The organism is Bosea beijingensis, assembly GCF_030758975.1.
GTDB lineage: Bacteria > Pseudomonadota > Alphaproteobacteria > Rhizobiales > Beijerinckiaceae > Allobosea > Allobosea beijingensis.
The window spans coordinates 3,092,949-3,110,659 of the sequence record NZ_CP132359.1 but is presented as its reverse complement, the minus strand read 5'-3'; the positions used below and the strand labels follow the sequence as shown (position 1 = coordinate 3,110,659).

Below are 17,711 nucleotides of genomic sequence, written 5' to 3'. Positions count from 1 at the left end.
TCACCCATGGGCACCTTTTCGCCATGATCCGACTTTAGCCCCCTTCCGGAAGAAATTCTCGGCGTCGCGATTGCCGGCTCGCTAACGAGACGTTAACGCTTCTCCGCAACTGTTCGTTCACGTTTATCGCACCGCTTCGGCGGGGGCACCGAGACGGGTCAGACAGATTGGGCAGGACAATCGCCACGCTTGCAGGATGCGCGCCGTCCGGCATCAAGCCGACCGCGCGAAAGGCGCTGGCGCTCGGCCTGGCTCTGGTGGCATCGCTGGTCGGTATCCGCGGCACGCAGAATGCCGCCGCCAACGGCGATACCCGCACCATCACCATCCGGCACATGCATACGAAGGAAGATACGACCGTCACCTTCAAGCGTGACGGCCGCTACGACGGCGCTGCGCTGGAGAAACTGAACTGGGCCCTGCGCGACTGGCGCACTGACGAGCCGACCCGCATGGACCCGCGGCTCTTCGACGTCGTCTGGGAGGTCCAGCGCCAGCTCGGCTCCGACCAGCCCTTCCACGTCGTTTCCTCCTATCGCGCCCCCGGCACCAACGCGATGCTGCGTCGCCGGTCGCGGGCCGTCGCCAAGAACAGCCAGCACATGCTCGGCAAGGCAATGGATTTCTACCTGCCGGATACGCCGACCGCCCGCATCCGCGAAATCGGCATGCGGCTTCAGCGCGGCGGCGTCGGCTTCTATCCGAACGCGCATACGCCCTTCGTGCATCTCGATGTCGGCTCGGTCCGCTCCTGGCCGCGCATGACGCGTGACCAGCTCGTGCGGCTCTTTCCCGACGAGAAAACCGTGCATCTGCCGGCCGACGGCCAGCCACTCGGCGGCTATGAGCTCGCCAAGGCGGAAATCCTGTCCGGCGGCGGCGCCGTCGCCGGCTATGCCACCGCCGAGCTCGACGAGGGCGCCGTCATGGCGTCGGGCCGCAAGAGCCTCTGGGCGTCGCTCTTCGGCGGCGACGACGAGGAGGCCGATGCCCGCCCGGCCGCGCGCGGCCGCCGCGCCGCGCCGCGCCAGCAGCCGACGGTCATGGCCTATGCCAACACCAACGCCTATGGCGATGCGAATTCGCCGGATGGCGGCCGCCTCGCCGTCGTCCTGGGACAGCAACAACAGGCCGAGCCTGCCATGCGCGCGCTGACGCGCGAGCGCTCGGAACGTTTGGCGCCGCAGGTCAATGCCGCTCCGCCGCAACCCGCTCCCGCCCCGCAGGCCCCGGCTCAGGTGGCAGCCGCCGCGCCCCAGCGTGGCCCGCAGGAGATCCGGCCGCAACTGATCGACGCGCCACTGCCGCTGGCGCGTCCGCGTGGCCTGTCACTGCCCGCGGATGACGGCGCGCCCGTCCAGATCGCCGCGCTGCCCGCGGCCGGCGGCGCGCTCGCCTTCGCGCCTCAGCCCGAGCAGAAGCTGGTGCTCGCCTCCCTGCCGCCACGCCGCCCCGGCGAGGTTGCCAGCCCGAGCGAGATCGTCGTCGCGGGCCAGCCGATTAACGCCCCGCTGCCGCCGATGCGGCCGACCGCTCTCGCCGACGCCGCGATCGCCTCGCTGCGTGGCACCAGCGCTCCGGAGGCTCTCGCCCAGGCCAGCGAAGGGCGCCTTGTCACCGCCTCGCTGCCGCCGGTGCGCCCGCGCGAAGGCGGCGTCAGCTTCGCGACCGTGACGCAGCGCTCCGTTCCGGTCCCGGAAGAGCCCGAGGATACCGCCGAGATGGATCGCGGCGGCCTGAACTCCCTGTTCGCCGCCGTCTCGCGCACCGCAAGCACGCCGGGCAAACCGGTCAATGTCGCGACCGCCCGCGCCAGGGCCGCCGGCCCGTCGGGTGCGCCGATCGCCGGCCCGAGCCCGGCCGCGGCACTCGGCTTCAGCCATGCCGACCCGGTCGACGCCAAGCCCGGCACCTTCTCCGGCCCGGCTGTCCGTCCGCTGCCGACGAATTTCGTCCAGAACTGAGCTTATTCCCGGTCTATCGGCCAGGCCTTGAACACGTCGAGCGCCTCGCAGGCGCGCGCCTGTCCGGCCAGAGCCGGCCAGCGCTCCTCCGGCGCGAATTCCGGGATCACGAAACGGCAGAAGCCCCAGGCGATGGCGGCAGCGATATCGCTCGGCAGGAGTTCCGGTCCTGCGGTCAATTCGCCCTCCTTCGCCGCCGCATCGAGCAGGTCGAGCGCGACATGCAACTGGGCGACGATGCGCTCCTGCCAGGGCGTGTAGCGCTGCGCCTCGGGCCGCTTGCGCTCGTATTCGATCGAGACCGCTTTGTCGGCGGCGACGATGCCGATACCGGTCAGCGCCAGATCGCGCCGCCGCGCCACGCCTTCGAGCGGGCGTAGCGAACGTCCCGCGACATCCTCGAAATGCTGGATAATCAGCAGGGATTCGCTGATGGCGATGCCGTCATCCGTGACCAGCGTCGGCGCCTTGATCAGCGGGTTGATCGCCTGGAATTCGGCCATGTGCCGGAACACCGAGACCGAGCGATGCTCGAACGGCACCTCCAGCAAGGTCCCGGTGATCGCCGCACGGCGGACATAGGGGCTATCCAGCATTCCCACGAGTAGCATCGCGACCTCCGTTTCAAGACGGCGGGAGAGTGCCGAAGCCAGGCCGCAAAGCCACGCGAATTCACGTGATGCGCAGGATCACGCCGCTTGATGCTCAGGCTTCGGGGTGGGCGTGAGCTGGGCGCTCAACGGCTCGTCGAGCCTCGGCCTCGTTCATGCGCGGCCATCTGGCAGGGGTCCCAATAGGGCGTTCCGCCGAAGCGCTCGACCAGCAGGTCGATCAGCACCCGGACCTTGCCCGGCACATAGGCGCCGGGCGGGCGCACGACATGGAGCGCCCGCGTCGGCATCGGATAATCCAGCAGGATCGGCTCGACCGCGCCGGAGCGGATCGCGTCCGAGGCGATGAAGGTCGGTAGAACCGCGAGCCCCAGCCCCGCCACGGCCCATGAGAGCAGCGTGTCGCCGCTGTCGGACTGCATCCGGCCGGGCGGTCTGACCGTGATCCAGCGCTTGCCCGTGCGGAACACCCAGTCCTGATCGTTCGTGCCGCTATAGAGCAGGCAGTCATGGTCGTTGAGATCGGCGGGAATGGCCGGGCGTCCGCGCCGCTCGAAATAGGCCGGGCTGCCCACGACGGTCGCGTGGACCGGCGCGATCTTCCGGGCGATCAGGCTGGAATCCTTGAGCGAACCGATCCGGATCGCGGCGTCGAAGCGCTCGCCGATCAGGTCGACATAGCGGTCGCTTGCCTGCACGTCTATTTCGAGCCGTGGATACATCTGCGCGAGCTCGCCGAGCAATGGCGCGACATGCCGGTTGCCGAAGGTCATCGGCATGGCCAATCGCAGGCGCCCGGCGACACCGCCGGCCCTCTGCGCCACCGCCTCCCGCGCCTCCTCCAGCTCCGCCAGGATGCGCTCGCTGCGCGCCTTGAACTCGAGCCCGGCCTCGGTCGCGGCGACGCCCCGCGTCGTGCGGCTGAGCAGGCGCGTGCCGAGTTCCTCCTCCAGCCGGCTCACCCGCCGGCTGACGATCGACTTCGCCAGCCCCAGCGTCTGCGCGGCGCGGCCGAAGCCACCGGCCTCGACCACGGCGATGAAGCTCCGGATATCGTCGAGCTCCGCCATCGGCGTTCCTCCCACAGCAACAGTTTGGTTCCCATTATGAGGGTTCTGGTGCAGGAAGTGAACCGCTACCTCTCCCTCATCAAAGATCAACCCTGCTTTCGCCGGTGGGGGATCCGGAGCCGGGCTTCGAGAAACGAGCCCGCCCGGTCGTCCTGCCGGGCGAACCGCATTCAAGGATGAGGACGCCATGCTCGACAAACTCAAGAAGCGCCGCACGCAATACGCACTCGGCAAGACGTTGCCGGTTTCCGAAGCCCAGGTGGATGGCCTGATCCGCGAGGCGATCCGCCTGTCGCCTTCCAGTTTCAATTCGCAGAGCTCCCGCGCGGTCATCCTGTTCGGGAAGGAGAGCGACAAGTTCTGGAACATCACCAAGGAGGCGCTTCGCGCGGTCGTGCCCGCGGCCGATTTCGAGGGCACGAGCAAGAAGATCGATAGTTTCGCAAGCGGCGCCGGAACGGTACTGTTCTACGAGGATCAGGAGCCCGTGCAGGCCCTCCAGACGAGCTTCCCGCTCTATGCGCACAACTTCCCGATCTGGTCGGAACATTCGACCGGCATGGCGCAGTTGGCGGTTTGGACCGCGCTGGCCGATGCCGGCATCGGCGCAAGCCTCCAGCACTATCATCCGCTCGTCGACGCGGAGGCTGCCAAGGCATGGAACATTCCGTCGTCCTGGAAGCTCACCGCCCAGATGCCTTTCGGCGCCAACGAGGCCGGCTTCGCGGAAAAGACCTTCATCGACGACGAGATCCGCTTCCGCACCCACGCTTGACAGAGACCGGGCAAGGCCCGACGCGGGCCTCCAGCCGGAGGCCGTTGAGTCTCCTGTCCAACGAAAAACCCCGCATCGGGAAACCGATGCGGGGTTTTTTCATGTCCGCGTGGAAAACCGCTTACGCGGTCTCGCCCACCGCCTGCAGGTAGAGGTCGAGGATCGCTTCCTCTTCCTTGCGCTCGTCGAGGTCGCGCTTGCGCAGCGCCACGACCTTGCGCAGCACCTTGACGTCGTAGCCGGTGCCCTTGGCCTCGGCATAGACCTCCTTGATATCGTCGGCGATCGTCTTCTTCTCTTCCTCGAGCCGCTCGATGCGCTCGACGATGCTCTTGAGCTGGTCGCCAGCAACCGGATCGTCCATCTGATAACCTTCTCGGGTACGAAATTGGCGGGCAGCGTTCGCCCGGATGAGGGGCGCCCGTCAAGACCGAACTGGCCGATGGCCGGCCGCCCTCAACAGTCCTGATGCCGCATCGCCGAACGCCTTGCCGATGCCGGCCGCACAATTCTCCCGAAAAGTATGACTAGACCGGCAGGCGATGGATGACGGCGTATCCAAGTCACCCTACAACAGGGACAAGGAGCGAGCCGCGAAGCGGCCGGGACGCAAGGGAGCCGCGCGGCGTGCCTCATTCCACCGCCGAAATCGGAACAATGCGCGCAACCGCCCGCGCGATTTTCGATGCCGCCGTCGCCCGTGCCCATCCTGCCGGCAGCCTGCCGCAGCATCTGCCCGCGCCGCCCGCGACCGGGCACCTGATCCTGCTCGCAGCCGGCAAGGCCGCCGGCAGCATGACCGCGCTGGCCGAGGCGCATTATCTCGACCAGGGCTTTCCGCCGGAACGCCTCCTCGGGCATGCCGTCGCCCGCCACGGCTATACCGCCCCCACCCGGCACATCCCGATGGTCGCGGCCGGCCACCCCGTTCCCGACCAGGGCAGCATCGACAGCGCCGAGCGGGCGCTGGCGCTGGCGGCCTCCGCGACGGCTGACGACCTCGTGCTCGTCCTGCTCTCGGGCGGCGGCTCGGCCAATTGGGTCGCCCCGGCCGGCGGCCTCGCACTTGCCGAGAAGCAGGCGGTCAACAAGGCGCTGCTGCGCTCCGGCGCGCCGATCGGCGAGATGAATGTCGTCCGCAAGCGGCTCTCGCGGATCAAGGGCGGCCGGCTCGCATTGGCCGCCGCCCCGGCGCGACTGCTGACGTTGGCCATTTCCGACGTCCCCGGCGACGAGCCCACCGCGATCGCCTCAGGCCCGACCGTCGCCGATCCCAGCACGACAGCGGAAGCCCGCGCCATCGTCGCCCGCTACGGGCTCGACCTGCCGCCTGCCGCCCGCGCGCTTCTGGACGATCCCGGCAACGAGACGCCGAAGCCCGGCCACCCCGCCTTCGCCAATAGCGAGTACCGCATCATCGCCCGCCCGGCCGACGCGCTGGCGGCGGCCCGTGCCGTTGCGGAAGCCGCCGGCTATGCTGTGCATGACCTCGGCGCCGATCTCGAAGGCGAGGCACGCGATGTCGCTGCCGCTCATGCCGATCTCGCCCGGCGCCTGAAGCGCGAAGGCAAGCGCGCGGCGATCCTCTCCGGCGGCGAGCTCACCGTGACCCTGCTCGGCTCCGGCCGCGGCGGCCCCAACCAGGAATATGCGCTGGCGCTGGCGATCGCACTCGCAGGCGAGCCCGGCATCGTCGCGCTCTCCGGCGATACCGACGGCACCGATGGCGGCGGCGGCGAGGCGACAGACCCGGCCGGCGCGCTTGTCGATCCCCAGACTTTGACCCGCGCCGCCGAGATCGGCCTTGATCCCGCCCGATCCCTCGCCGACAACGATTCGACCGGCTTCTTCGAAGCGCTTGGCGATTTGCTGCAGCCGGGACCGACGCTGACCAATGTCAACGACTGCCGCGTGATCCTGATCGAACCGTGAGAATGCCGGGCTCTCCTCGAACGATCCTCCCCCTCGCCTTCTTCGCCGCCGCATTCCTCGGAGGCGTGGCGCCGGCGAAGGCGGACCTGCGCATGTGCAACACCACGTCGAGCCGCATCGGCGTGTCGATCGGCTATCGCGACGCGCAGGGCTGGATCACCGAAGGCTGGTGGAACATCAGTCCGCGCGGCTGCGAGACATTGCTGCGCGGCACGCTGGCGGCGCGCTTCTACTACGTTCACGCCGTCGATTACGACAAGGGCGGCGAGTGGACCGGCAAATCGGTCATGTGCGTGCGCAACAAGGAGTTCACGATCCGGGGCATCGAGGATTGCCTTGCCCGCGGTTATGACCGCGCCGGCTTCTTCGAGGTCGATACCGGTGAGCAGAAGAGCTGGACGATCCAGCTCACCGACACGAGCGGCGGCACGGCTCCCAGGCCCTGACCGGCTTACGCCGGGCGAAAGTCTCGGCATAAGGTAGACGACCGACGCAGGGTCAACCGACCTTGCGGACAAGAAACGGAAGCGAGGCCCCGGCGACGGGCTGACCGCGCTCCAGAACGAGCGAAAGGGTGCGGCCGGGGCCATACGGGCTTGTCGGCCGCTGGGCAAGAACAATGAAGCGCGAACGCCGGATCAAGATCATCGCCACCCTGGGGCCCGCCTCCGCGACCGAGGAGATGTGCGCAAAGCTGTTCGCCGCCGGCGTCGACGTCTTCCGCATCAACATGAGCCATACCCAGCGCGAGACGCTCAGCGAAAAGGTCGCGATGCTGCGCGGGCTGGAGGGCAAGTTCCGTCGTCCGGTCGGCATCCTCGCCGACCTGCAGGGCCCGAAGCTGCGCGTCGGCCAGTTCGGCGGCGACGGCGGCGTGATGCTGGAAAAGGGCGCGCGATTTACGCTCGATTCCGATCCCGCCCCCGGCGATGCCAAGCGCGTCCACCTCCCCCATCCCGAGATTCTGAGCGCCCTCGAGCCCGGCCACCACCTCATCCTCGACGACGGCAAACTGCGCCTCGTCGTCGAGAAGGCTTCCCCGAAGGAAGCGATGACCAAGGTTCTGGTTGGCGGGCGCCTCTCCTCGCGCAAGGGCGTCAGCCTGCCCGACACCACCATCGCCGTCTCCGCCATGACCGACAAGGATCGCACCGATGCCGAGGTCGCGGCCGAGGTCGGTGTCGACTGGATCGCGCTCTCCTTCGTGCAGCGGCCCGAGGATATGGCGGAATTGCGCAAGATCGTGCGCGGCCGCGCGCTGGCGCTCGCCAAGATCGAGAAGCCGCAGGCCGTGGCGCGGATGGAGGAGATCATCGAAGCCTCCGACGCGATCATGGTCGCCCGCGGCGATCTCGGCGTCGAGATGCCCCTGGAGAAGGTGCCGGGCACGCAGAAGCGCCTGACCCGCATGGCCCGCCTCAAGGGCAAGCCGGTCGTCGTCGCGACCCAGATGCTCGAGAGCATGATCACCAGCCCGGTGCCGACCCGCGCCGAAGTCTCCGACGTCGCCACAGCCGTCTTCGAAGGCGCCGACGCCGTCATGCTCTCGGCCGAGAGCGCCGCCGGCCAGTACCCGGTCGAGGCGGTGACGATGATGAACCGCATCGCCGAGGAGGTCGAGAACGACGCGGTCTACCGCTCGATCCTCGAATCGCAGCGCAACGAGCCCGAGGCCACCGGCGCCGACGCCATCGCCAAGGCGTCCCACGAGATCGCCGAGACGCTGAACCTCAAGGCGATCTGCGCCTGGACCTCGTCGGGCTCGACCGCCTTCCGCATCGCCCGCGAGCGCCCGAACTCGACGGTGATCGCGCTGACCCCCAACCGCGCCACGGCGCGGCGCCTGACGCTGGTCTGGGGTGTCCATGCCATCGTCACCAAGGATGCCAGCGACGCCGACGACATGGCCTTCCGCGCCTGCAAATTCGCGGTGCGCGAGCATTACGCCAAGCTCGGCGACCGGATCATCGTCGTCGCGGGCGTGCCCTTCGGGACGCCGGGCGCGACCAACATGGTCCGCATCGCCTTCGTCGCACAGGAGCATGTCGAGAAGGCGTGAGGCCGGAACGTCATTCGAGGGCGAAGCGCAGCGCAGACCCGAGAATCTCTTCAGGTCAGGCCTCGTCGAGAAGCCCCCTCCCGGAATGAGATGCTCGGGCCAAGCCCGCGCATGACGGCCGAGATTTCCGGTACTCAGGCGTCGCGGCCGTCGACATCCGTCTTCAGCGAATCGACGGCCTTCTTCACCGCATCGAACTGCGGATAGATATCCAGCGCCTTGCGGAAGGCCTTCATCGCGGCCTTGTCGTCGCCCTGCTGGCGCAGGATCATGCCGAGCCCCATCATCGCGCCGTAATGGCGCGGCTCACGCTTCAGCGTCTCGCCGATATCGAGCATCGAGCGGATCGAATCGCCCATCAGATAAAGCGCATTGGCGCGCTGGTTCCAGGCCTCCGCCCAGTCCGGCTGCAGGCTGATGACGCGGTCGAGCAGTTCGATCGCGAGCTCGTTCTGCTTGTCCTTCAGCGCCTGCTGGGCACGGGTCATCAGCAGGTCCGCCGTGTCGGAGCCGGAGCGGGCCCAGCGCCGCTGGATCAGCCGGGCGACGCCCTCGGCCTCTTCCTGCGTGGCGGCATCGTGCAGGCGCTGGAACAGCCGCTCCAGCGTCGCAGCCGGGCTGCGCTGGGGCGTGCTGGGCGTGACCGGATTGTCGGCCTTGTCATCGGGCGCGACGGTGCCCGGCCGCGACGGCGGCACGGGCTGGGCGAAGGCCTCACCAACCGCGAGCGGGCCGGCCAAGCCCAGCAGCAGCGCGAAGACGGCAGGCGCGATGCGAAAACGGATCATGCCCGCAACTCTAGCCCGAGCCGCCGCCCCGTCAAATCACAGCCGGGCGAGCGCGCAACGCAAAGAGCGGGCACGCCATCGGCGTCCCGCTCTTCAAAATCCCAACAGAGGCACCCGCGCGGCAGGAGCCGCGCGACGTCTCAGCCCTGACGCGCCTTGAAGCGCTTCTGGACCTTGTTGATGATGTAGACGCGGCCCTTGCGGCGCACGAGCTGGTTGTCGCGATGACGCGCACGCAGCGACTTCAGCGAATTACGGATCTTCATCGTCTCAACTCCATCGGCCCGCCCGTGTGAGATGGGCCGGTCAAAAACCTTCAGTCTGCGACGCGAACCTCAACGGTTCTCCCCGCCCATGCAATGGTGCGACTGATGCGATGCCGGCTGTATACGGATTTTTCCGTGGATCGCAAGTGGGATCGCGATCCGCTCCGCAGGAAATCCGCTTTTGCACCATGGGAACCTGAGCGACAGAATGGCGTTTAGATCCTCGCTCACACGGAGACCATCCATGCGCCTGCCCCTGCTTCTCTCGACCCTCGCCATGACGCTGATGCTCGGCGCCTGCGGCAACACGGTGGAACAACGTATCGGCGGCGCTGCCGTCGGCGCCGGAACCGGCGCGGTCGTGGCCGGCCCGGTGGGCGCAGTCGTCGGCGGCGCTGCCGGCGCCGTCTCCGGCCCCTCAGTCGTGCGTGCGACGCGACGCGCGACGCGCTGATCCGGCACTACCGGCATCGACAAGGCCGTCCGAGGCGGCCGCTTGCAGCGCGCGCATCCCGGCCGAGCCGGGATGCGCGTTGATCGTCGCGCCGGGGCGACAGATCGATACCCGGCTTCTACGGCGTCGGCCGGAGTCGTCTCCGTACGCGCTCACAACAATTCGATGACTTCTCGATTTTGAGGGTTGCCAAGACAAAACGGACCGGCTATCTCCCCCGTCATCAGGCCGGACGCAACGCGTCATGACGCTCTGAGACGCGCCCGTAGCTCAGCTGGATAGAGCATCAGACTACGAATCTGAGGGTCAGAGGTTCGAATCCTTTCGGGCGCGCCATTTTCTTCCTGCCAAACGTCCTCCAAGTGTTTGAGCGGCAAGCGGTTTTCACCGTTTGACCGTACTTGGAGTGTACCAAGTGGTAGACCAAAATGCGATTTATACCTTCACGAAGCGCGGAGTTTTTTACTTCACGCGGAGGGTTCCAAAGTCGCTCCAAGCTCGCTTCGATAAGCCCCGCATAGTCACCTGCCTGCACACGCGCTCGCTCCCGCAGGCGAGGAAATCCGCCCAGGCGCTGTCTTCACAGTTGGAGACGGTCTGGGCGCATATGCTGCTCGAAGGTGTCCTGCGGCCCGTCGCCGCTTCGTCGTTCCGCCCCACATCGAAGCCGACCATGGAAGCCGGACCGTCTGTGACACTGTCCGAAGCAGGCGATCTCTATCGTCGGCTGAAAGGGTCAGGGAAAGGCAAGGGCTTCAAAGCCTATGCCGACCGTCATCTCCGCTATGTGGTCGAAAGCCTCGGCAATGCCTCGATCGTCGAACTCAACCGTTCAGACGCGGGCCGTTTCCGCGACTTCCTTATCGCCAAGAAGCTGACGACAAGCTCGATCAAGCGGGTCTTCGCGACGGTCCGAGCGTCGGTGAATCTGGCGATCTCAGAACACGGGCTGGCTTGTGCCAACCCGTTCTCCGGCACCTTCATCCCCGAGGTTGGGACCAGAACGGTTCGCCCCCCAATCCCCAGCAACGTGATTCGCTCTGTGCAGAACACTTGCTTGGATATTGATGACGACAACCGCCTGCTGATCGCACTGATCAGCGACACCGGCCTACGGTTGGCTGAAGCTCTGGGGCTGGTGAAGGAAGATTTGAAGCTTCATGCGAGCGTTCCGCATGTCGCCCTCAAACCCCATCCTTGGCGTTCGCTCAAAACAGCATCGAGCACGAGGAGTGTGCCCCTTGTCGGCGCATCATTAGCGGCAGCCCGGCGGCTTGCCGGTAGCGCGCACGGCAGACTGCTATTCCCGCGATACGCGACGTTGACCGACGTGAATGCCAACTCGGCGAGCGCTTCTCTCAACAAGTGGCTGCGTTCTCGACTGCCCGAAGGCTGCGTCGTCCACTCCTTCAGACACAGTCTCCGCGATCGGCTGCGCGTTGCCGAGTGCCCGGCGGATATCGTTGATGCAATCGGCGGCTGGACAACCCAAGGGGTCGGTCACCGATACGGCTCTGGCTACACCCTGGAAGTGAAACATCGGTGGATGAAGCTCATCGAGCTTCAAGCTCCAAGTACGGTCAAACGGTGAAAACCGCTTGCCGCTCAAACACTTGGAGGACGTTTGGCAGGAAGAAAATGGCGCGCCCGAAATCGATCGACGCCTGCCTTCCTCCTTGCTGAGCGAGCAAGTTCAACGGGTTATGGCGGGCGCGAGGGCGCGACGCAATGGGCTCTGGTCAACCGGGCGAGGCGTTGGCCTCGTGATGGGTGATGCCGCGCTTGAGCGTTGAACGAAGTTTATTGCCAGGACGAAGCCGCTTCATGGATAAGTATGGACAGAGCGGGTTGCCGCTTCAGGTCCCTGGCGGGGTCGAGTGTCGTGGCGGCGCTAAATATACCTGTCGGGCAATTGCCGCCCGACCTTAGTTCGTGCGTGTCGCCAACGATCCTTGACCACTGAACCCGCGAGGTGCCGCCACCCCTCGCGGGTTTTATTTTAGGATCGTTGTTTTATGTCCATCCATTACCTGAACGCCCTGGCGGGGGCGGGCAAGACGCGTGCCTTTGTGCGCTATGCCGACCGCCTTGCCCGGAAGGGTCTGAAGACCCTCATCGTCCAGCCGACGAAGGACCTCATCGACAAGACCGTTGCAGACGAGCTTGAGCAGATCGGACCGAGCTATCCGGTGACACGCTTCCACGGCGGCAGGGGCTCCGGCTTTGTAGTCGGCGCGATTGTGCAGCACCTGAGGCAGGCCAAGCCCGACCAGGGCGAGATCGTGTTCATCACGCACGAGGCGTTCGTCAGGTTGCCCTACGTGCATCGGCCCGGCGATTGGGTGCTGCTGTTCGACGAGGTCCCGGCGGTCGATGTGTTCGACCCCTACGAGCTTCCCGTCACCCATTCGCTGATCACGGATCACCTCGCTCTGGAGGTTCGCGGTCCGGCCTATCCCCGGCTGAAGTGCCGGGACGAGGACGCGGCGAAGGTCATCGGCAAGATCGCCGACAACAGGCGTGGCGACGTGGTGCTGAAGAAGCTCCAGCCCCTGGCGCGCCGCCTCGTCTCCGAGCACTGGCAGGTCCATGTCGATCAAAGGCAGTACGCCCGGCTGATCCGGGGGGAGAAGACCGACAGCACCCTCAACACCTACGCGGTGCTGAAGCCGACCATCTTTGCGGGCTTCAAGCGGGTGATCCTGGCCTCGGCCTGCATCCAGGAGACCATGGCGTTCAAGCTGTTCGAGGCTCAGCGCTGCAAGATGCTGCCGGTGAAGGGGCGTCTGCTTCGCGATCTCCGCTACACCCGGCATGAGCACGGCGAGCGGATCACGATCTTTTATGCCTGCGACGAGGCGTGGTCGAAGCGCTACCGCGACAAGCTGGTCGAAGATGGCGTTGGCGGCTCGATCAAGCTCGGCGACAAAATCGGGATCGCGGTCCTGGACCAGTTCGGGGACGTGCCCTTCCTCTGGATGGGCAACAAGGACGTGAAGGACAACATCTTCGGCGTCGCCGGAGCGCAGCGGCTGCCGAACACGCCGCATGGCCTGAACCAGTTCCAGGGCTTCCACAACATCGTGGTGATCTCGGCGCTGAACCCGCCGCCGCAGCACTTCCGCTTCCTGGCCGAGCTTGGGATCGATGGTGACGAGGTCCGCACCGCCCATTATCGGACGGCGGTCTATCAGGCGGTGATGCGCTCCTCGATCCGCAACCCGGCGGATGCGGCCCCGAAGCAGGTCGTGGTGATGGATCGCGACACCGCCGAATGGCTCGCCGATCTCTTCCCCGGCGCGACGGTCGCGCAGCTACCCGGCCTGGACGTGGTGCCGCGCAAGGGCAAGGCCGGGCGGCCTCGCCAGCACAAGAGCGGCAGCGAGAGGACCAAGTCCTGCCGGGCCGAGAAGCACAAGGCCCTGCTCGCGGAACTCGACCGGCTCAACGGGACCGACTTCGCCATGAACGGGTATCCCGATCTCGATCCGAGCGAGTTCGGCTGTAACGATATTGCTTCTATAGAAAGGGATTACGTTACACCGATATCGCCTCTCAGCGGCACGGCCTTCGCGACGATCTACGACAAAACGCCGCTCAGCCAGATCGACTACCAGGATGACGACGCCTTCGTCGCCGAACTGCGTCGGCTCCACCAGGACGTGGTGGCGAAGGAGGACGCGGGCCTGTTCGCGCCTGCCAGCTTCGACGCGACCCGGTCGGGCGAGACCGCGCGCGGGCTCGCCAATGTCACCTATCTGCGCGGCATCTGGCTCGACAATGATGGCGGCGACCTGACCTATGCCGCCTTCGCCGACCTCTTCCCGCATCTCAGGGTCGTGGTCTGGAACACGGCGTCTTCGACGCCCGAGAAGCCCCGCTGGCGCGTGTTCATCCCGACGACATGCGCGATGTCGGTCGAGGTGCACAAGCTGATCATCGCGGAGATCGTCGGCGTCCTGGAGCGGGCTGGATATTGGGGCCAGCGGAAGCTGGAGAAGGACGCGCGCCTGAAGGGCAAGCCCTGCCACGGCTTCGACGAGAGCAAGTTCACGGCGAACTCGATGTTCTACCTGCCCTGTCAGGCCCGGCATCCGAAGGGGTCGTTTTTTACTGACTTCGGTGTGCGCGATCCGTGTCGCGGTCCGCTCTCCGTCCATGACTGGCTCGACCACGTCATCGGCAAGTGGAAGCCGGAGCCTGAGATCGGCCCGATCCTGCCGCTGACCAACTCCTCGATCGTGCTGCCAAACCCTGCGCCGACAGCGTCACCACCGACGAGGCTCCAGATGCTCCGCGAGCAGTTGGCGCAGGATCATCGCCAGAGCGCGGCCGGACGCCAGGACGAGAAGGTCGGGCGGGCGATCGAGGCGTGGCGTTCGACGCCGAGCGGAATGGGCCACCACAACTTCTTCGTCCTGGGCGCGGCGCTCTGGCGGGCTGGGCTCGAACCGCACGAGGTCAAGGCGAAGCTCCAGCACGAGGTGATGTTCTCGACCTCGCCGAGGGAGCGTCGCGGCGAGATCGGCGGCATCATCAAGAAGCTGGAGCGCTCGGGCACCTTCGGTCGGAGGGGCGCGTGATGCCGACGCTGTCACGGAAGCTCAAGATCGCTGAGGTCTATGCGGAGTGGGATCGCATCGAGGCAGCGCTGCGGCCCATCGGCGTGCCGGTGGACTGCATATGCTTCCTGGAGGAGGCCATCGACTCGCTCGCCTATCGCATGATCGAGCGCGCGCGTGCGCTTGGGATATCTTCAAGTTCCAGGGCTCGGAAACGCCCATTCCGAACTCCGCGAATTGGGTGGTCATGGTGGACGAGTGCCACCGCACCCAGGAGAAGGACCTCGGGGCGTATTTGCGGAAGACCCTGCCCGACGCACGGTTCTTCGGCTTCACTGGCACGCCGATCAAGAAAGACGATAAGGACACCTACGCCAACTTCGGCGTCGCCGGGGAGGGGTATCTCGACAAATACGGGATCGACGACGCTGTCGCGGATGGGGCCACGGTCCCGATCTACTACACCGGTCGGAAGATCGACTGGCGGATGGACGAGGCCAAGCTCGACGTACTGTTCGATCAATGGTTCGCCGAACTCGACGACGATGCCTTGAGCGAGGTGAAGCGCAAGGGCGTCAAGATCGCCGACCTCATCAAGCACCCCGAACGCATCGACTTGATCGCCTACGACATCTGGACCCATTTCAAGGCGTATGCCCAGCCGGACGGCTTCAAGGCCCAGATTGTCGCCATCGATCGCGAAGCCGTGGTGCTCTACAAGCGCGCCCTCGACAGGGTCATCGAGCGGGACCTGATCAAGGCGGGGGTTCCGGCAGACGAGGCGCAGCGGCGCGCGACAGCCATGTCGGCCTGCGTCTACTCGCCCTCGCAGGAAGACGCCAAGCCGAGCGAAGACCCGCATATCCAGGCCATTCGCGACGATCTTCAGCGGCATTATCTCGACCGTGTCGCCGAGACCGAGGCAAAACTTGCCTTCGGCAAGAAGGGCGTTCAGCCCGAATTCCTGATCGTCTGCGACAAGCTGCTGACCGGCTTCGACTGCCCGATCGAGTCCGTCATGTACCTTGATAAGCCGCTGAAGGAGCATGGCCTGCTTCAGGCGATCGCCCGGACCAACCGTGTCGCGGACTCAAAGAAGCGCAACGGCCTGATTGTGGACTATATCGGCGTCTCGTCGAAGCTCGATGAGGCCCTGGCCTCATACCGGGCCGACGATGTCGCCAACGCTATGCGCAATCTCGACGACCTGCGCAGCCAGTTGCGGGCCGCCCATGCCGTCGTGATGGCCGTGCTGAAGCCGCTGAAGCGGAAAGGCGACGGCAAGAGCCGGGAGGAGTGGAAGGCCGAGTTCGACGCGTTCATCGATGTTCTGGGCTCGGAGGACGAGTGGTTCGCGTTCAAGGCCAAGGCGCGGGGGTTTATCGCTGCCTATGAGGCCGTCAGCCCCGATCCCAGCGTGCTGGAATTCACGGACGACCTGAAATGGGTGGCGACGTTCCTCCGGTACGCGACCCAGGTGTTCGAGAAGCGCGAGGCGTTCGACCAGCGCGACTACAGCCAGAAAATCCGCCAGATGCTGGCCGAGCATCTCGATGCGACCGGCCTCACCGTCACAGTCAAGTTGCGCCATATCACCGATCCCGAATTCTGGGAGGACTTCAAGGTCGAGGGCATGACCGAGCCCGACCTCAAGACCGCCGCGATCCGCAAGACGACGGAACTGCGCCGGACCGTGACCGAGCGGATCGAGGCCAATCCTCACCAGTTCGAGAAGTTTTCCGAGCGCCTGCGCGAACTGCTTGAACGCTTGGACGATGCGCAACTGTCCTGGGGCGCGAAACTCCACATGGCGGAGAAGCTCGCCAGAGATATCCAGGCCGAGGACAGGGCGCACGAAAGCAGCGGGCTCTCCGCCGGAGCCTATGGCGTGCTGCAAATCCTGCGCTCGTACGGCGCGGAAGGCGGAGCCGAGGATTTGGCGGCCCAGATCGTCGTTCTCTACACGGACGGAGACACAGCCCCGCGCGGCTGGCCGCAGAAGGACGGTCTGCGCAAAACACTGCGGCAGGCCGTGCGCGGAATGGCGCACGAACATGGACTTTCCAACCTGAAGGACCTGCCGGTCGCCGTCGAGGAGTTCGCGCTGAAGCACTTTGTGGCAGGCTGACGATGCCAGTGTTGTGGGTCGGCGACACGGAGATCAGCTACACGCTGCGGCGCTCGGCCACGGCGAAGCAGGCGCGCCTCACGGTTTCGCCGAGCAGCGTCATCCTGGTCGTGCCCGACACTGCCACCGATGAACAGATAGCCGGGGTCCTCCAACGCCGACGCGCTTGGCTTGTGAGCGAGACGCGGCGGATGTCGGCAAAGGTGCAGAGCGCGCCCACCATTGCCCACTTCACGACCGGCGCGAAAATCCCTTATCGCGGCAGGATGGCGAAGCTACGGGTTGAGCCGACCGATGGCACCCTAGTCGAGGTCGCCTTTCGCAATGGCTTCATCGTTAGCGTGCCACGCAGCATCAATCCGAAATCTGCCGACAGCTTGATCGAGACGGGGTTGCGCCTCTGGCTGAAGAAGCGCCTGCGCGAGGATGTAGCGGCCTTCGTCGCCAAGCACGGTTCTCCGAACGGCCTGAAGCCCAGGGACGTGCGCATCAAGGACCAGAAGCATCTCTGGGGCAGTTGCGGCCAGGATCGGATCGTCAACCTGAATTGGCAGTTGGTGTTCGCGCCGAAGACCGTTCTCGAATACGCCGTCGTCCACGAGTTGTGCCATCTCCAGCATCGCAATCACGACACGGCCTTCTGGGTCTTGGTCGCGACCATCATCCCTGATTGGCAGGATCGGAAGGGATGGCTCGACCGCAATGAGCATCTCCTCGGGTGGCAGAAGGTTGAGACTTCGGCCCCGCACGTCCTGACGTGAACTGGACCCTGTCCTCGGCACAGGCTGGGCGTGACCATTGGCCAGAAACGTGCCCTGGCCATGGCGGTTACGGCTGGCGGGAAGCGCCGATGGACGAAGCTGCGGGAATGGATGGAGGCATATTAACGCTCGGGAGATGATGTCGGCGCACGGCGCTGAGGATTCGTTCGACAATTTTTAAATTGGTGAGAGGCTTGCTCGACTGAACGCGGAGCAAATCATTGGAACTAGTCGAACGGCAGCCTCATCTTCCTCGTCCTGTGCTGGGATATGCTCTCGATGTAGCCGCAAGACTTGAGTCCGCACACCCGAATTTCCTACTTAGATTATTGTATAGTAGC

The 17,711-nt window shown here is 65.8% G+C and carries 15 protein-coding genes, 1 tRNA gene and 1 pseudogene; 12 read left to right on the top strand and 5 right to left on the bottom strand.

Going from position 1 to position 17,711, the window contains the following annotated elements:
- Positions 1–167 precede the first annotated feature (167 nt).
- Positions 168–1,964, top strand: a complete 1,797-nt coding sequence (locus Q9235_RS14875; protein ID WP_306222546.1) for a peptidoglycan L,D-endopeptidase MepK — start codon at positions 168–170, stop codon at positions 1,962–1,964.
- A gap of 2 nt (positions 1,965–1,966) precedes the next feature.
- On the opposite strand, the gene Q9235_RS14870 is transcribed toward Q9235_RS14875, so the two are convergent.
- Together Q9235_RS14870 and Q9235_RS14865 are read right to left on the bottom strand one after the other, a co-directional pair.
- Positions 1,967–2,575: a glutathione S-transferase family protein gene (locus tag Q9235_RS14870; RefSeq protein ID WP_306222545.1), complete on the bottom strand. Its 609-nt coding sequence runs from the start codon at positions 2,573–2,575 to the stop codon at positions 1,967–1,969.
- Between the two features lie 125 nt (positions 2,576–2,700).
- The gene (locus Q9235_RS14865; protein WP_306222544.1) at positions 2,701–3,645 is read right to left on the bottom strand and encodes a LysR family transcriptional regulator; all 945 of its coding nucleotides are present in this window, start codon (positions 3,643–3,645) and stop codon (positions 2,701–2,703) included.
- A 187-nt stretch (positions 3,646–3,832) separates the two neighbouring features.
- Between Q9235_RS14865 and Q9235_RS14860 the strand changes: the two genes are divergently transcribed.
- The gene (locus tag Q9235_RS14860) at positions 3,833–4,420 is read left to right on the top strand and encodes a nitroreductase family protein (protein WP_306222543.1); all 588 of its coding nucleotides are present in this window, start codon (positions 3,833–3,835) and stop codon (positions 4,418–4,420) included.
- A gap of 121 nt (positions 4,421–4,541) precedes the next feature.
- Here the strand turns inward: Q9235_RS14860 and Q9235_RS14855 are convergent, their stop codons facing one another.
- Positions 4,542–4,784: a DUF2312 domain-containing protein gene (locus Q9235_RS14855; protein ID WP_061971296.1), complete on the bottom strand. Its 243-nt coding sequence runs from the start codon at positions 4,782–4,784 to the stop codon at positions 4,542–4,544.
- A 293-nt stretch (positions 4,785–5,077) separates the two neighbouring features.
- On the opposite strand from Q9235_RS14855, the gene Q9235_RS14850 reads away from it, so the two are divergent.
- From Q9235_RS14850 to pyk, 3 genes are all read left to right on the top strand, one after another.
- A complete protein-coding gene (locus Q9235_RS14850) occupies positions 5,078–6,352 on the top strand; it encodes a glycerate kinase type-2 family protein (RefSeq protein WP_306222542.1) in 1,275 nt (424 codons plus the stop codon).
- 2 nt (positions 6,353–6,354) lie between these two features.
- Positions 6,355–6,798 carry a DUF1036 domain-containing protein gene (locus tag Q9235_RS14845; RefSeq protein WP_306222541.1) on the top strand — a complete coding sequence of 148 codons (444 nt, stop codon included), beginning with the start codon at positions 6,355–6,357 and terminating at the stop codon, positions 6,796–6,798.
- A 173-nt stretch (positions 6,799–6,971) separates the two neighbouring features.
- Complete coding sequence (gene pyk, locus Q9235_RS14840; RefSeq protein WP_306222540.1) at positions 6,972–8,411, top strand: pyruvate kinase; 1,440 nt, start codon at positions 6,972–6,974, stop codon at positions 8,409–8,411.
- A 134-nt stretch (positions 8,412–8,545) separates the two neighbouring features.
- On the opposite strand, the gene Q9235_RS14835 is transcribed toward pyk, so the two are convergent.
- Both Q9235_RS14835 and ykgO read right to left on the bottom strand, forming a co-directional pair.
- Positions 8,546–9,199: a tetratricopeptide repeat protein gene (locus Q9235_RS14835; RefSeq protein WP_306222539.1), complete on the bottom strand. Its 654-nt coding sequence runs from the start codon at positions 9,197–9,199 to the stop codon at positions 8,546–8,548.
- A gap of 140 nt (positions 9,200–9,339) precedes the next feature.
- A complete protein-coding gene (gene ykgO, locus Q9235_RS14830; RefSeq protein ID WP_038363015.1) occupies positions 9,340–9,465 on the bottom strand; it encodes a type B 50S ribosomal protein L36 in 126 nt (41 codons plus the stop codon).
- A 244-nt stretch (positions 9,466–9,709) separates the two neighbouring features.
- Between ykgO and Q9235_RS14825 the strand changes: the two genes are divergently transcribed.
- The 7 genes and pseudogenes from Q9235_RS14825 (at position 9,710) to Q9235_RS14800 (ending at position 17,370) form a co-directional block, all read left to right on the top strand.
- Positions 9,710–9,919, top strand: coding sequence for a hypothetical protein (locus tag Q9235_RS14825; RefSeq protein WP_306222538.1), 210 nt, complete (start codon positions 9,710–9,712; stop codon positions 9,917–9,919).
- 259 nt (positions 9,920–10,178) lie between these two features.
- Positions 10,179–10,255 (top strand) — tRNA-Arg (locus Q9235_RS14820).
- A 70-nt stretch (positions 10,256–10,325) separates the two neighbouring features.
- A pseudogene (locus tag Q9235_RS26850) lies at positions 10,326–10,469 on the top strand (DUF6538 domain-containing protein); the annotation flags it as partial.
- A 57-nt stretch (positions 10,470–10,526) separates the two neighbouring features.
- Positions 10,527–11,510 carry a site-specific integrase gene (locus Q9235_RS14815; protein WP_306222537.1) on the top strand — a complete coding sequence of 328 codons (984 nt, stop codon included), beginning with the start codon at positions 10,527–10,529 and terminating at the stop codon, positions 11,508–11,510.
- Between the two features lie 424 nt (positions 11,511–11,934).
- Complete coding sequence (locus tag Q9235_RS14810) at positions 11,935–14,502, top strand: DEAD/DEAH box helicase family protein (protein WP_306222536.1); 2,568 nt, start codon at positions 11,935–11,937, stop codon at positions 14,500–14,502.
- A 46-nt stretch (positions 14,503–14,548) separates the two neighbouring features.
- Entirely contained in the window at positions 14,549–16,609 is a 2,061-nt protein-coding gene (locus tag Q9235_RS14805) for a type I restriction enzyme subunit R domain-containing protein (RefSeq protein WP_306222535.1), read from the top strand.
- A 2-nt stretch (positions 16,610–16,611) separates the two neighbouring features.
- On the top strand, positions 16,612–17,370 hold the full coding sequence (locus Q9235_RS14800) for a M48 family metallopeptidase (RefSeq protein WP_306222534.1): 759 nt from the start codon (positions 16,612–16,614) through the stop codon (positions 17,368–17,370).
- Positions 17,371–17,711 lie beyond the last annotated feature (341 nt).